This is a genomic window from Micromonospora sp. L32 (assembly GCF_052068055.1).
Taxonomy (GTDB): domain Bacteria; phylum Actinomycetota; class Actinomycetes; order Mycobacteriales; family Micromonosporaceae; genus Micromonospora; species Micromonospora purpureochromogenes.
Genome location: NZ_JBQHDD010000002.1, coordinates 440,258 through 453,621 on the forward strand (window position 1 = coordinate 440,258; position 13,364 = coordinate 453,621).

Annotated in this window: 11 protein-coding genes, 1 pseudogene and 1 riboswitch; of the genes and pseudogenes, 7 read left to right on the forward strand and 5 right to left on the reverse strand. The window is 73.3% G+C overall.

What is annotated here, in order from left to right:
- Positions 1 to 73 precede the first annotated feature (73 nt).
- The 3 genes from ACTMTB_RS06645 to ACTMTB_RS06655 are packed head-to-tail and all read left to right on the forward strand — an operon-like array spanning position 74 to position 4,516.
- The gene (locus ACTMTB_RS06645; protein ID WP_441143266.1) at positions 74 to 2,434 is read left to right on the forward strand and encodes a ribonucleoside-diphosphate reductase subunit alpha; all 2,361 of its coding nucleotides are present in this window, start codon (positions 74 to 76) and stop codon (positions 2,432 to 2,434) included.
- A 2-nt stretch (positions 2,435 to 2,436) separates the two neighbouring features.
- Positions 2,437 to 3,432: a ribonucleotide-diphosphate reductase subunit beta gene (locus ACTMTB_RS06650; protein WP_441144011.1), complete on the forward strand. Its 996-nt coding sequence runs from the start codon at positions 2,437 to 2,439 to the stop codon at positions 3,430 to 3,432.
- 19 nt (positions 3,433 to 3,451) lie between these two features.
- Entirely contained in the window at positions 3,452 to 4,516 is a 1,065-nt protein-coding gene (locus ACTMTB_RS06655) for a DNA glycosylase AlkZ-like family protein (RefSeq protein ID WP_441143268.1), read from the forward strand.
- 51 nt (positions 4,517 to 4,567) lie between these two features.
- On the opposite strand, the gene bluB is transcribed toward ACTMTB_RS06655, so the two are convergent.
- On the reverse strand, positions 4,568 to 5,194 hold the full coding sequence (gene bluB / locus ACTMTB_RS06660; RefSeq protein WP_441143270.1) for a 5,6-dimethylbenzimidazole synthase: 627 nt from the start codon (positions 5,192 to 5,194) through the stop codon (positions 4,568 to 4,570).
- A gap of 36 nt (positions 5,195 to 5,230) precedes the next feature.
- Positions 5,231 to 5,428: riboswitch (cobalamin riboswitch) on the reverse strand.
- Positions 5,429 to 5,500: 72 nt separating this feature from the next.
- On the opposite strand from bluB, the gene ACTMTB_RS06665 reads away from it, so the two are divergent.
- Complete coding sequence (locus ACTMTB_RS06665; protein ID WP_441143272.1) at positions 5,501 to 6,262, forward strand: crotonase/enoyl-CoA hydratase family protein; 762 nt, start codon at positions 5,501 to 5,503, stop codon at positions 6,260 to 6,262.
- Here the strand turns inward: ACTMTB_RS06665 and ACTMTB_RS06670 are convergent.
- A complete protein-coding gene (locus ACTMTB_RS06670) occupies positions 6,255 to 7,739 on the reverse strand; it encodes a dihydrolipoyl dehydrogenase family protein (protein ID WP_441143274.1) in 1,485 nt (494 codons plus the stop codon). The genes ACTMTB_RS06665 and ACTMTB_RS06670 overlap by 8 nt on opposite strands.
- 91 nt (positions 7,740 to 7,830) lie before the next feature.
- On the opposite strand from ACTMTB_RS06670, the gene ACTMTB_RS06675 reads away from it, so the two are divergent.
- Entirely contained in the window at positions 7,831 to 8,886 is a 1,056-nt protein-coding gene (locus tag ACTMTB_RS06675; RefSeq protein ID WP_441143276.1) for a serine hydrolase domain-containing protein, read from the forward strand.
- A 334-nt stretch (positions 8,887 to 9,220) separates the two neighbouring features.
- Here ACTMTB_RS06675 and ACTMTB_RS06680 read toward each other — a convergent pair whose 3' ends face one another.
- The 3 genes and pseudogenes from ACTMTB_RS06680 to ACTMTB_RS06690 form a co-directional block, all read right to left on the reverse strand.
- A complete protein-coding gene (locus ACTMTB_RS06680; RefSeq protein WP_441143278.1) occupies positions 9,221 to 9,334 on the reverse strand; it encodes a hypothetical protein in 114 nt (37 codons plus the stop codon).
- Positions 9,335 to 9,374: 40 nt separating this feature from the next.
- A pseudogene (locus ACTMTB_RS06685) lies at positions 9,375 to 9,635 on the reverse strand (deoxyribodipyrimidine photo-lyase); the annotation flags it as partial.
- A gap of 21 nt (positions 9,636 to 9,656) precedes the next feature.
- A complete protein-coding gene (locus ACTMTB_RS06690; protein WP_441143280.1) occupies positions 9,657 to 10,574 on the reverse strand; it encodes a phytoene/squalene synthase family protein in 918 nt (305 codons plus the stop codon).
- Between the two features lie 64 nt (positions 10,575 to 10,638).
- Between ACTMTB_RS06690 and ACTMTB_RS06695 the strand changes: the two genes are divergently transcribed.
- Together ACTMTB_RS06695 and crtI are read left to right on the forward strand one after the other, a co-directional pair.
- The gene (locus ACTMTB_RS06695) at positions 10,639 to 11,793 is read left to right on the forward strand and encodes a polyprenyl synthetase family protein (protein ID WP_441143282.1); all 1,155 of its coding nucleotides are present in this window, start codon (positions 10,639 to 10,641) and stop codon (positions 11,791 to 11,793) included.
- 28 nt (positions 11,794 to 11,821) lie between these two features.
- Positions 11,822 to 13,303, forward strand: coding sequence for a phytoene desaturase family protein (gene crtI / locus ACTMTB_RS06700; protein WP_441143284.1), 1,482 nt, complete (start codon positions 11,822 to 11,824; stop codon positions 13,301 to 13,303).
- The last annotated feature ends 61 nt before the right edge of the window (positions 13,304 to 13,364 follow it).

Here is a 13,364-nt window from a genome sequence, read left to right on the forward strand (position 1 = left end):
GCACACCGACCGGTGGCGATCCGGCGTGCCGTCGTGCCCTCCCGCGGTCCACACCGACCACCCAGGAGAGCACGTGACGGCGTCATCCACCATCGCCCCACCCCCGGTCGGGGCACTGCGGGACCTGCTGCACCGACACCACCACGACCTGCCCGACACCGACCCGGAGCGGATCCTCGCCCTGGTCGAGTCGGGGCGCACCGCCGGCGCGGACACCGACGAGCTGACCCGGCTGGCCATCGCGGCGGCGGCCGGGCTCACCGCCGAGGAGCCCGGGTACGCCCGGCTGGCCGCCCGCCTGCTCGCCGGGCGGATCGCCGACGAGACCACCGGCCAGGGCATCGACAGCTTCAGCGACAGCGTTTCCGCCGCGTACGCCGAGGGCCTGCTGGACCCGGGCTTCGCCGGCTTCGTCGCGACGCACGCCGCCGCCCTCGACGCCCTGGTCGACCACGCCGGCGACGACGCCTTCGAGTACTTCGGACTGCGCACCCTGCACGACCGCTACCTGCTGCGCCACCCGCGCAGCCGGGCGGTGCTGGAACGGCCGCAGCACTTCTGGCTGCGGGTCGCCACCGGCCTGTCCGACACCGTGGAGCAGGCCGGCGAGCTGTACCGGCTGATGTCCCGGCTGGCCTACCTGCCCAGTTCACCGACGCTGTTCAACGCCGGTGCCCGGCACCAGCAGCTCTCCTCCTGCTTCCTGGTCGACTCGCCGCGTGACGAGCTGGACTCGATCTACGAGCGCTACACGCAGGTGGCGAGGCTGTCCAAGTTCGCCGGTGGGATCGGCATCTCGTGGTCCCGGGTGCGCTCGCGGGGGTCGCTGATCCGGGGCACCAACGGCCGCTCCAACGGCATCGTGCCCTGGCTGCGCACCCTCGACGCCAGCGTCGCGGCGGTCAACCAGGGCGGCCGGCGCAAGGGCGCGGCCTGCGTCTACCTGGACACCTGGCACGCCGACATCGAGGAGTTCCTGGAGCTGAAGGACAACACCGGCGACGAGGCCCGGCGTACGCACAACCTGAACCTGGCCAACTGGGTGCCCGACGAGTTCATGCGCCGTGTCGAGGCGGACGCCGACTGGTCGCTGTTCGACCCGAAGGAGGTGCCGGAGCTGGTCGACCTGTGGGGCGCGGAGTTCGACGCCGCGTACCGGGCGGCGGAGGCGGCCGGCAAGGCGGTCCGGACGCTGCCGGCCCGCACCCTGTACGGCCGGATGATGCGCACCCTGGCGCAGACCGGCAACGGCTGGATGACGTTCAAGGACGCGGCGAACCGCACCTGCAACCAGGTCGGCGCGGGCGGCGGCGTGGTGCACCACTCCAACCTGTGCACCGAGATCCTGGAGGTGACCAGCGACGACGAGACGGCCGTCTGCACGCTCGGCTCGGTCAACCTGGCCGCCCACCTGGTCGACGGTGGCGTGGACTTCGCCAGGCTCGCCACGACGGTCCGGCTGGCGGTCGGGGCGCTGGACCGGGCGATCGACCGGAACTGGTTCCCCACCGAGCAGGCGGCCACCGCGCACCGGCGGTGGCGGCCGCTGGGGCTGGGCGTGATGGGGCTGGCCGACGTCTTCGCCGCGCTGCGGCTGCCGTTCGACTCGCCGGAGGCGCTGGCCCTGTCCACCCGGATCGCCGAGGAGGTCGCCCTGGCCGCGTACGACGCCTCCGCCGACCTGGCGGCGGAGCGCGGCGCGCACCCGGCGTACCCGCTGACCCGGGCCGCCGGCGGGGTGCTGCACCCGGACCACTGGCCGGACGCCCGGCCCACCCGGCCGGAGGCGTGGGCGACGCTGCGGGAGAGGGTGGCCCGGCACGGGCTGCGCAACTCGCTGCTGGTGGCGATCGCGCCGACGGCCACCATCGCCTCGATCGCCGGCTGCGCCGAGTGCGTCGAGCCGCTGGTCTCCAACGTCTTCAAGCGGGAGACCCTCTCCGGGGAGTTCCTCCAGGTCAACCGGCACCTGGTCGCCGACCTGAAGCGGCTGGGCCGGTGGACCGCGCAGACCCGGGACGCGATCAAGCGGGCGGACGGCTCGGTGCAGGAGCTGGACCTGCCGGCGGAGCTGAAGGCGCTGCACCGCACCGCCTGGGAGCTGCCGCAGAAGGCGCTGATCGACCTGGCCGCCGCCCGCGCCCCGTACGTGGACCAGTCGCAGTCGCTCAACCTGTTCCAGGCCAGCCCGACCATCGGCCGGCTCTCCTCGATGTACGCGTACGCCTGGCGGGCCGGCCTGAAGACCACCTACTACCTGCGGTCCCGTCCGGCGACCCGGATCGCGCAGACCACGGTCGCCGCCGCGCCGGCGGCCGCACCCGTGCCCTCGCCGCGACCGGCGGCGCCGGCCCTGCTCACCCTGTCCGTCGGCGAGAGCGACGCGGTCGCCTGCTCGCTGGAGAACCCCGAGATCTGCGAGGCCTGCCAGTGACGATGCTGCTCGACCCCGGCATGGACCTGACCCTGCGCCCGATGCGCTACCCGGACTTCTACGAGCGGTTCCGGGCCGCCATCCGCAACACCTGGACGGTGGAGGAGGTGGACCTGGCCTCCGACGTACCCGATCTGGTGACGCTCTCCGCCGGCGAGCGGCACCTGGTCCACCGCCTGGTGGCGTTCTTCGCCACCGGCGACTCGATCGTGGCGAACAACCTGGTGCTCAACCTCTACCAGCACGTCAACGCGCCCGAGGCCCGCCTCTACCTCTCCCGCCAGCTCTACGAGGAGGCGGTGCACGTCCAGTTCTACCTGACCCTGCTCGACACCTACCTGCCCGACCACGACGAGCGGGCGAAGGCGTTCGCGGCGGTCGAGCACATCCCGTCGATCCGCGACAAGGCGGAGTTCTACTTCCGCTGGATCGACTCGATCGGCGGCCTGCACCGGCTGGAGAGCCGGGCGGAGCGGCGGGCGTTCCTGCTCAACCTGATCTGCTTCGCGGCCTGCGTGGAGGGGCTGTTCTTCTACGGCGCCTTCGCCTACGTCTACTGGCTGCGCTCGCGTGGGCTGCTCTCGGGGCTGGCCACCGGCACCAACTGGGTGTTCCGCGACGAGTCGATGCACATGGAGTTCGCCTTCTCGGTGGTCGACACCGTCCGCGCCGAGGAGCCGTCGCTGTTCGACGAGGCGATGGCGGATGAGGTGCGGACCATGCTGGACGAGGCGGTGACGGCCGAGCTGGCCTTCGCCCGGGACCTCTGCGGGGACGGCCTGCCGGGCATGAACACCGCCGACATGCGTCGCTACCTGGAGTACGTGGCGGACGCCCGGCTCGCCCGGCTCGGCCTGCCGCCCGCGTACGGGTCGACGAACCCGTTCCCGTTCATGGAGTTGCAGGACGTGCAGGAGCTGACCAACTTCTTCGAGCGGCGGGTGTCCGCGTACCAGGTGGCCGTCGGCGGTGAGGTCAGCCTGGACGACGACTTCTGAGGCCGCATAGCCTCGGCCCATGCCTGTCCACCGGCTCGACCGGGTCGACGCCCGGCGGATCGCGGTGCGCGCCCAACTGCTGGACGCGCACCGCCCGCTGGACCTGCTGACCGTGGTCAACAGGTTGACGTTCCTGCAACTGGATCCGACGGCCGCCGTGGCGCCCAGCGCCGACCTCGTCGCGTGGACGCGGCTGGGCGCCGGGTACCGGCCGGACCACCTGCGACAGGCGGTGGAGCGGGACCGCACCATGTTCGAGCACCAGGCCATGGTGCGGCCGACGGCGGACCTCGGGCTGCACCTCGCCGAGATGGCGGCGTGGCCGCCGGAGGGCTCGCGCAAGCACGCCTGGCTGGCGGCGAACGCCACGTTCCACCGGTTCGTGCTCGACCTGCTGCGCGACTCCGGCCCGCTGCTCTCCCGGGACGTGCCGGACCGCAGCGTGGTGCCGTGGCCGTCGACCGGCTGGACGAACAACCGCAACGTCACCCAACTGCTGGAGATCCTCGCCGCCCGGGGCGAGATCGCCGTCTCCGACCGGGTCGGTCGGCAACGCCGGTGGGATCTGGCCGAGCGGGTCTACCCGGCCGGCACGGCGGCCGTCCCGGCGGACGAGGCCCGGCGGACGCGCGACGAGCGGCGGTTGCGCTCGCTGGGCATCGCCCGGGCGTCGGTCGTCGGGGAGGCCGGTGAGCCGGCGCAGGTCGAGGGCACCGCCGGCGGGTGGCGGGTCGACCCGGCGGCCGTCGGTCAGCCGTTCGCCGGCCGTACCGCGCTGCTGTCGCCGTTCGACCGGCTGGTCCACGACCGGAAGCGGACCCGGGAGCTCTTCGACTTCGAGTACGTCCTGGAGATGTACCTGCCGAAGGCGAAGCGCCGCTGGGGCTACTTCGCACTGCCCGTGCTGCACCACGACCGGCTCGTCGGCAAGGTGGACGCCACGGCCGACCACAAGGCCGGCACCCTGCGGGTGCACGCCATCCACCAGGACGTCCCGTTCGACCCCGCCGTCACCGCGGCGGTGGACGCCGAGCTGGCGGCGCTGGCGGCCTGGCTCGGCCTGCCCACGGTCAGCGTGGCGTGAAGAGTTGTCGTCGCTGGGACGACCACAACTCTTCACACAGTTCGCGACGGGTCAGCGACTGCCTGTCCACCGGTCGGTGTGCAGGGCCTCGGCCAGCGGGCGCTTCTGCCGCCAGCCGTGCCGGGCCAGGTCGGGCACCTGTTCCAGGTGCGTCACCGGCCCGACGCAGAGCCAGGCCACCGGCCGGATGCCGGTGGGAATGCCCAGCAGGTCGGCCAGGAACGGCTCCCGGTAGAAGGAGACCCAGCCGACGCCGAGGCCCTCGGCGGTGGCGGCCAGCCAGAGGTTCTGGATGGCCAGGCAGACCGAGTAGAGGCCGGCGTCGGCGATGGCGTGCCGGCCCAGCACGGCCGGGCCGCCCCGCGACGGGTCGTAGGTCACCACGATCGACAGGCTCGACTCCAACACACCGTCGATCTTGATGCGGGCGAACCGTGCTGCCGCCTCGTCGGAGAGGGTGGCCGCGAAGGTGTCCCGTTCCGTCCGGACGTGCTCGTGGAAGCGGCGGCGCAGCCCGGCGTCCCGGACCAGGACGAAGTCCCACGGCTGTGAGTAGCCGACGCTGGGCGCGGCGTGCGCGGCGTCAAGGACGCGGTGCAGGGTGTCGTCCGGCACCGGCGCCCCGGTGAACTGGGCCCGGACGTCCCGGCGACGGTGGATGGCGGTGTAGAGGTCCACGGCAGGCTCCCGCTGCGCAAGGCCCACCCCGGACGGGTGGGCGGTCGACGCGAGGCCGGTCTTCGGACTCCTGGATCGACGCCTGGCCGCCCGCCTTCCCAGCCGTACGGCCAGTGGCTGCGCTCTCGCGCGTGGACGGTGGCTCCCCGGTCACCGCGGCGGGCCCGTGCCGGATTTGCACCGGCTTCCCGATTCTCCCCGCGCACGCGGGGCACCTCGCATGATCGTTGCCGTCGCGATACTAGTGGCCCATCGGGCGCCGGCACGCCCTGGCGTGCCGGCGCCGCCGGGCGGCATGCTGTGCCGATGGCCGTACACGTCACGCACGACGGACCGGTGACCACGGTGATCCTCGACCGGGCGGCGTCGCGCAACGCCGTCGACGGTCCCACCGCGCGGGCGCTCGCCGACGCGTTCCGCGCCTTCGAGGCCGACCCGGAGGCGCGGGTCGCGGTGCTCTGGGGCGCCGGCGGCACGTTCTGCTCCGGCGCCGACCTCAAGGTGATCGGTACGCCCAGCGGCAACCGGGTCGAGCCGGACGGCGACGGCCCGATGGGTCCGACCCGGATGTCGCTGTCCAAGCCGGTCGTCGCCGCGATCTCCGGGTACGCCGTGGCCGGCGGCCTGGAGCTGGCGCTCTGGTGCGACCTGCGGGTCGCCGAGTCCGACGCGGTGCTCGGGGTGTTCTGCCGGCGCTGGGGCGTACCGCTGATCGACGGCGGGACGGTCCGGCTGCCGAGGTTGATCGGGGAGAGCCGGGCGATGGACCTGATCCTCACCGGTCGCCCGGTGCCCGCCGAGGAGGCGTACGCGATGGGGTTGGTCAACCGGTTGGTCGCGCCGGGTGAGGCGCGGGCGGAGGCCGAGCGGTTGGCCGCCGAGATCGCCCGCCACCCGCAGACCTGCCTGCGCAACGACCGCGCGTCGGTGCTCGCCACCGCCGGCCTGACCGAGCCGGAGGCGCTCGCCACCGAGCTGGCGTACGGCATGCGGTCGCTGGACACGGACGCGGCAGCCGGCGCGGCCCGGTTCGCCGCCGGCGCCGGCCGCCACGGCGCCGTCAGCTGAGGTCGCGCAGGGCGTCCTCGATCGCCCGGTGGAACGTCGGGTACGCGTAGATCATGTGTCGGAGGTGGCTCAACGGCACCGCCGCGTGCACCGCCACCACCAGCGCCGACAGCACCTCGCCGCCGGCCGGGCCGACGGAGGTCGCGCCGACCAGCACGCCCTGGTCGGCGTCGGCGACGAGCTTGATGAAGCCGTCGTTGCCGGCCTTGTGGATCCAACCCCGGGCGGACGACGACAGCTGGGCGATGCCGACCTGCACGTTGATGCCGCGCTGGCGGGCCTGGTGCTCGGTGAGGCCGACCGCACCGACCTCCGGATCGGTGAAGGTGACCCGGGGCAGCGCCCGATAGTCGGCGCGGGGCAGGGTACCGGCGGCACCGCTCGGGCCGGTCGCGGTCATCGCGCCGCCGACCGCGCTGGCCGCGCCCATCGCACCGCCCACCACGCTGGCCGTCCCGCTCGGGTCGGGGCCACCGTCGGCGTGTCGGGTGCGGTCCAGCACGTCGGCGATGACGATCGCCGCCTGGTACATCGCGATGTGGGTGAAGGCCCCCTCGCCGGTGACGTCACCGACCGCCCAGACACCGTCGGTCACCCGCATCTGCCCGTCGACCGGCAGGTAGCGCTGCCCGGGGTCCACGCCGATCGTGTCCAGGCCCAGCTCCTCCAGGTGCGCGCGACGCCCGGTGACCACCAGCAACCGCTCCGCGTGGAACGCGTCGTCGCCGGCGTGCACGGTGAAGGTGCCACCGTCGTGGCTGACCCGGTCCGCCTTGACGCCGGTGCGGATCTCCACCCCGTCCGCGCGCAGCGCCTTCTCGGCCACCTCGGAGGACTCGGGCTCCTCGACCGCGAGCACCCGGTCCGCCGCCTCGACCACCGTCACCCGTACGCCGAACCGGGCGAACACCTGCGCCAGCTCCAGCCCGATCGCGCCCCCGCCGAGCACGAGCAGCGATTCGGGCAGCTCCTCGACCTCGATCGCCTGGTGGTTCGTCCAGTACGGCGTGTCGGCCAGCCCTTCGATCGGCGGCACGGACGGCCGGGTGCCGGTGCCGAACACGATCCCGTGCCGGGCCTGGATGACCTGGTCGCCGACGCGTACCCGGCCGGGGCCGTCGAGTCGGGCGCTGCCGCGCAGGAACCGCCCACCCTTGCCGGTGAACCGGTCGACCGCCACCGTGTCGTCCCAGGTGTCGGTGGCCTCCTCGCGGATCCGCTTGGCCACCGGCGCCCAGTCCGGCTGGACCTGGGCCGAACCGGCCAGCTCGTTGACCCGCCGCGCCTCGGCGAGCGCGTTCGCCGCCCTGATCATCATCTTGCTGGGGATGCACCCCCAGTACGGGCACTCCCCGCCGACCAGGTCCCGTTCGATGCCGACGACGCTCAGGCCGGCCTCGGCGAGCCGCCCGGCCACCTCCTCGCCGCCGACGCCCAACCCGACCACGACCACGTCCACCACTTCCGGCTCCGCCATGCCGTCAGCATTCCCCAGCCACCGGACGCCGGCCAGCGACCGCACCAGAATTCCCGCGCCCGTAATCATTCCTACCGCCTACGGTGGCCGCATGCCCGATCGCTTCGCCCCCGTCGGCGACTGCTTCCAGGATCTGCTGGCCACCGGCCGGGAGACCGGCGCCGGCCTGACCATCTGGTACGACGGCCACCCGGTGGTCGACCTGGGTGCCGACAGCCGCGGGGCGTGGCGGCCGGACACGCTGGTGAACGTCTACTCGGTCGGCAAGCCCGTCGCGGCGCTCTGCCTGCTGCTGCTCGTCGACCGGGGTCGGCTCGACCTGGACGACCCGGTGGCGACCCACTGGCCCGGGTTCCACGCCCCCGCCACGGTCCGCCAGGTGCTGAACCACACCGCCGGCCTGCCGACCTTCCCGGTGGCCCGGCCGGCCGAGGCGGTCGCCGACTGGGAGTTGCTCTGCGCCGACCTGGCCGCCGCCGACCCGGAGTGGGAGCCGGGCAGCGTCGCGGGCGAGCACGCCTGGACGTACGGGCACCTGGTGGGCGAGCTGGTCCGTCGGGTCGACGGGCGGTCGGTGGGGCGGTTCCTGGCCGAGGAGATTGCCGATCCGTGGCGCCTCGACCTGGGCTTCGGACTCGGGGCGGCGGACCAGCGGCGGTGCGTGGACCTGTCGTACGGCGATCCGGCCTGGCCGGTGCGGATGCTGGGTGAGCCGGGGTCGCTGCGGGCCCGGGCGCTGAGCAACCCACCCGGCGGCCTCGACCTGGCGGTGGTCAACAGCCCGCTCTGGCGGGGCGCGCTGGTCCCGGCGGTCAACCTGCACGCCACGGCGTCCGCGCTGGCCCGGCTCTACGCGGGCCTCGCCGCCGACGGCACCCTCGACGGGGTACGCCTGTTCAGCACCGAACTGGTCGCCGAGGCCACCCGGGTCCAGTACGACGGCCCCGACCTGGTGCTCGATCGCCGGGCCTGCTGGACGCTGGGGATGCAGCGCGAGCCGGACGGGAGCTGGGGCATGGGCGGGATCGGCGGCAGCAGCGCCTGGGCCGACCCCGAGCGGGGCTACGTCTTCGCCTACGCCACGGCCCACCTGGCCGACCACGACCGGGTGGACGAACTGGTCGAGGTGCTGCACTCCTGCCTCTGACCTCGGCGGCAGCATGACCCTGCGTCACGAGCACCAAGCATCACCCACCGTGACAGCCCAGGATTCCCCCGCATTGCCACTCGGACGCTTTGCTCTGCTGCCGCCACGGCGACACCTGCACTGAGCAGCGCATCCACTCAGGGCCACCCTGGCGGCGGGGGTCAGGGACCGTTACCGAGGGTTGCTGTTGCCGGGGAGGCAGCAGAGCAAAGCGTCTGAGCAGGTGCTCCGATGGAAGCGACACTCTCACGGCCAGTACATGCTCTCGGTGGCCGTCGCGGGTGGGGCAACCCCCGTGGGCGCGCACCATGGCGAGTCGCCGCCCGCGCATGGGTCAGCGCATCCAGACCGGGTCGGCGCCGGGCACCTCCAGCGGCGGCGGATAGTCCAGCTTCCGGCGTACGTCGTCGGGGAGCCGCCACGGCTGGTGCACCGCCTTCCCCGCCACCGACGCCAGTTCGGGAACCCACCGCCGGACGTACCCGCCGTCCGATCCCCTCGGCGCCCACCTCCCGGGCCAGCCGGATCGTCTCGGCCACCGGGTCGCCCCGGCGCACCACCAGGTCACCGCCGCGCCGGCGCAGTTCCTCGCGCAGCTCGGCCAGGCACTGATGCAGGAACCGGGTGCGGTTCGGCGACCTGTCGGCCAGCGCCGGGTCGAGCACGTACAGCGGCACCACCCGGTCGAACGCCGCGCAGGCGGTGGCGAGCGCCGGGTGGTCGTGCACCCGCAGGTCGCGGGTGAACAGCGCTCACCGCGGTCGGCGTACTCACTGCGAGACCAGGCTCGGCCCGGGTACGGCGACCGGGCTGCCGGTCGGGGTGAGCAGGGCCCGGGCGGCCACCGCCAGCCGGCGGTGCTGTGGCACCAGCGCCCGGCGGACGAACACGTCGTAGCCCTGCGCGGCGACCTCGTCGAGGATCCCGCCGTAGAGCGCGTACGCGGTCCGCATGCACGCCTGCGAGGCGGGGTTGAGCAGGGTGATGCCCGGTGCGGCGGCCGCGTAGTGCGCCTGGGCGCGGCTCACCTCGTACTCGATCAGGTCCCGGATCCTCGGTGTGCTGCGGGCCTGTTCCTTCGCGGCGAGCAGGTCGTCGCGGGTGACGCCGAACTTGGCCAGGTCCTCGTCGGGCAGGTAGGTGCGGCCCCGGTCGAGGTCCTCGGCGACGTCCCGGATGAAGTTGGTGAGCTGGAAGGCGAAGCCGAGCTGGCGGGCCGGCTCGCGGGCCGCCGCCGGGTCGGAGCTGCCGAGGATCGGCAGCATCATGGTGCCGATGACCGCCGCCGAGCCCTCCATGTAGTCGAGCAGGTCGTCGTAGGTCGGGTACGACAGCACGGTCACGTCCATCGCCATGCTGCGCAGAAACGACGCGAAGTCGGCGCGGTCGAGATCGAAGACGGCGATGGTGTGCAGCACGGCCGGGAGCAGCGGGTCGTCGACCGGCTCACCGTGCAGGCCGGCGACGAACTCCGACGACCACTCGTCCAGCCGGGCGGCGCGCTCGGCGGGCGGCAGCTCCTCGGTGCGGTCGACGATCTCGTCGGCGTGGCGCGTGAATCCATACAGGGCGTGCACATGACGTCGTTTCCACGCGGGGAGCAGCCGGGTGGCGAGATAGTAGGTGCGACCATGCCGTCGGTGCAGCTCCTGGCAGCGGGCATAGGCAGCGGTGAGATCGGTGTCCACCGGCCCTCCTCGAATTCGACGCAGCAATCGACGCAACTCGTAACCCTAGGGTACGCTCGCTCCCATGGCCAACGACGCAGTCGCGGGTAATGCGCTCCGCGTCGCGCCGGCACAGCCGGGAGCGACGGACGATCCGGTCCGCGGCGTACTGGCCGCGTTCACGAAAGAGCTGATCAAGGGGGTGGACGACACCCTGACGGCGTTCCTGGCCGCCGAGGTCGGCTCACTCACCGAGATCGACGCGGCGATGGGCGGCTTCGCGGCCACCGCGCGCGACTGCGTGCTGGCCGGCGGCAAGCGGGTCCGGCCGACCTTCGCGTACTGGGGCTGGCGCGGGGTGGTCGGCGGCGCGGAACCGCTGCCGACGGTGCTGCCGGCGTTCGCCGCCCTGGAGCTGCTGCACACCTTCGCGCTGGTGCACGACGACGTGATGGACGGCTCCGACACCCGGCGCGGCCGGCCCACCGCGCACCGGGCCGCCGCCGCCCGGCACGTCGCCGCCGGGTACGCCGGCGACCCGGCCCGGTTCGGCGAGGCGGTGGCCGTGCTCGTCGGCGACCTCTGCCTGGTCTGGGCCGATCGGCTGCTCAGCCATGCCACCGTGGCGCCGGCCCGGCTGTTCGAGGTGCGGCGCTGCTACGACCAGATGCGGATCGAGACGATCGCCGGGCAGTACCTCGACGTGCTGGGCGAACACGATCCGGCGAACTGGTCGGTGGACCGGGCGCTGCGGGTGGCCCGCTACAAGACCGCCAGCTACACCGTCCAGCGCCCGCTGCTCTTCGGCGCCTGCCTGGCCGGTGTCGCCGCCGACGCGCCACTGATCGCCGCGTACACCCGCTACGGCCTGGCCGTCGGGGAGGCGTTCCAGCTCTGCGACGACCTGCTCGGCGTCTACGGCGAACCGGCGACCACCGGCAAGCCGGCCGGCGACGACCTGCGTACCGGCAAGCCGACCGCGCTGCTATTGCTGGCCCGCCAACTGGCCACCCCCGGCCAGCGGCGGGCGCTGGAGCGGGCCGGCCGGGTCACCGGCGCCCGGGACGTGGCCCGGCTCGCCGAACTGGTCGCCGACACCGGGGCGGTGTCCCGGGTGGAGCGGATGATCTCCGACCGGGTGTCCGAGGCGCTGACCGCGCTGCACACCGCGTCGATCGACGAGACCGCGCGCACCGCGCTGACCGGCCTCGCCACCGCCGCGACCAGGCGGCGGGCATGATGAGCGACCTTGCGAAGGAGGTGGTCACGTGCGGACCGTGAACGGGCGTACCGACCGGGTGGTGGTCGTCGGCGCGGGCCTTGGCGGGCTGGCGTGCGCGCTGCACCTGGCCGGCAGCGGCCGGCAGGTGACCGTGGTGGAGCGCGAGCCGGTGCCGGGCGGCCGGGCCGGCCGGCTGGCCGTCGAGGGGTACGAGTTCGACACCGGCCCCACCGTGCTCACCATGCCCGACCTGATCGCCGAGGCACTGGGCGCGGTCGGCGAGGAGCTCGACGACTGGCTGGACCTCACCCCGGTCGACCCCGCCTACCGGGCCTACTACCCCGACGGCTCGACGCTGGACGTCATCACCGACACCACCCGGATGGCCGCCGAGATCGCCCGGGTGTGCGGCCCCCGCGAGGCCGACGGCTACCTGCGCTTCGTGGACTACGCGCGCAACCTGTGGCACTGGGAGCGGACCGACTTCATCGACCGCAACCTGGACGCCCCGACCGACCTGCTCACCGCCAACCTGGTGAAGCTGCTGGCCAACGGCGCGTTCCGGCGACTCCAGACGAAGATCAACCAATTCTTCCGGGACCCGCGTACCCAGCGCATCTTCTCCTTCCAGGCGATGTACGCGGGCCTCGCGCCGCACGACGCGCTGGCCATCTACAGCGTCATCGCGTACCTCGACTCGGTGGCCGGGGTCTACTTCCCGCGCGGCGGCATCCACGCGGTCTCCCGGGGCATGGCCGGCGCCGCCGAGAAGCACGGCGTGCAGTTCCGTTACGGCACCACGGTGACCCGGGTGGAGACCGCCAACGGCCGGGCCACCGGCGTGCTCACCGCCGACGGCGAGCTGATCCCGGCCGACGTGGTGGTGCTCAACCCGGACCTGCCAGTCGCCTACCGTGACCTGCTGCCCGCGGCCCGCCAACGGAAGTTGACCTACTCGCCGTCCTGCGTCGTGCTGCACGTCGGCTCGACCCAGGGGTATGAGAAGATCGCCCACCACAACATCCACTTCGGACGGAAGTGGAAGGGCACCTTCGACGAGGTCATCCGGCGCGGTGAGCTGATGACCGACCCGTCGCTGCTGGTCACCAACCCCAGCCGGACCGATCCGGCGGTGGCCCCGGCCGGGCGGCACACCTACTACGTGCTGGCGCCGGTTCCCAACCTCGAACGGGGCCCGTTCGACTGGCGCGGCGACCTGAGCCGGCGCTACGCCGACCAACTCGTGGCGACGCTGGAGGAGCGCGGGTACGTGGGCTTCGGCGCCGGCATCGAGGTGCTGCGTACGATCACCCCCGCCGAGTGGGAGGAGCAGGGCATGGCCGCCGGTACGCCGTTCGCCGCCGCGCACAGCCTCTTCCAGACCGGCCCGTTCCGCCCGTCGAACCTGCACCGGCAGCTGCCCAACGTCGTGTTCACCGGCTCCGGCACCCAGCCCGGCGTGGGCGTACCGATGGTGCTGATCTCCGGGAAACTGGCGGCCAACCGGATCACCGGTGCCGGGCGGTGAGCGCGCGGAGCGCGGCCCGGCGGCGCGGCACACGCAGGACGGGCGCGATGCACACGCGGAA

Excerpts from the sequence above, each read along its gene's own strand:
- ACTMTB_RS06650 (WP_441144011.1), top strand. The coding sequence starts at position 2,437 with ATGCTGCTCGACCCCGGCATGGACCTGACCCTGCGCCCGATGCGCTAC.
- ACTMTB_RS06655 (WP_441143268.1), top strand. The coding sequence starts at position 3,452 with ATGCCTGTCCACCGGCTCGACCGGGTCGACGCCCGGCGGATCGCGGTG.
- ACTMTB_RS06665 (WP_441143272.1), top strand. The coding sequence starts at position 5,501 with ATGGCCGTACACGTCACGCACGACGGACCGGTGACCACGGTGATCCTC.
- ACTMTB_RS06670 (WP_441143274.1), bottom strand. The coding sequence starts at position 7,739 with ATGGCGGAGCCGGAAGTGGTGGACGTGGTCGTGGTCGGGTTGGGCGTC.
- ACTMTB_RS06675 (WP_441143276.1), top strand. The coding sequence starts at position 7,831 with ATGCCCGATCGCTTCGCCCCCGTCGGCGACTGCTTCCAGGATCTGCTG.
- ACTMTB_RS06695 (WP_441143282.1), top strand. The coding sequence starts at position 10,639 with ATGGCCAACGACGCAGTCGCGGGTAATGCGCTCCGCGTCGCGCCGGCA.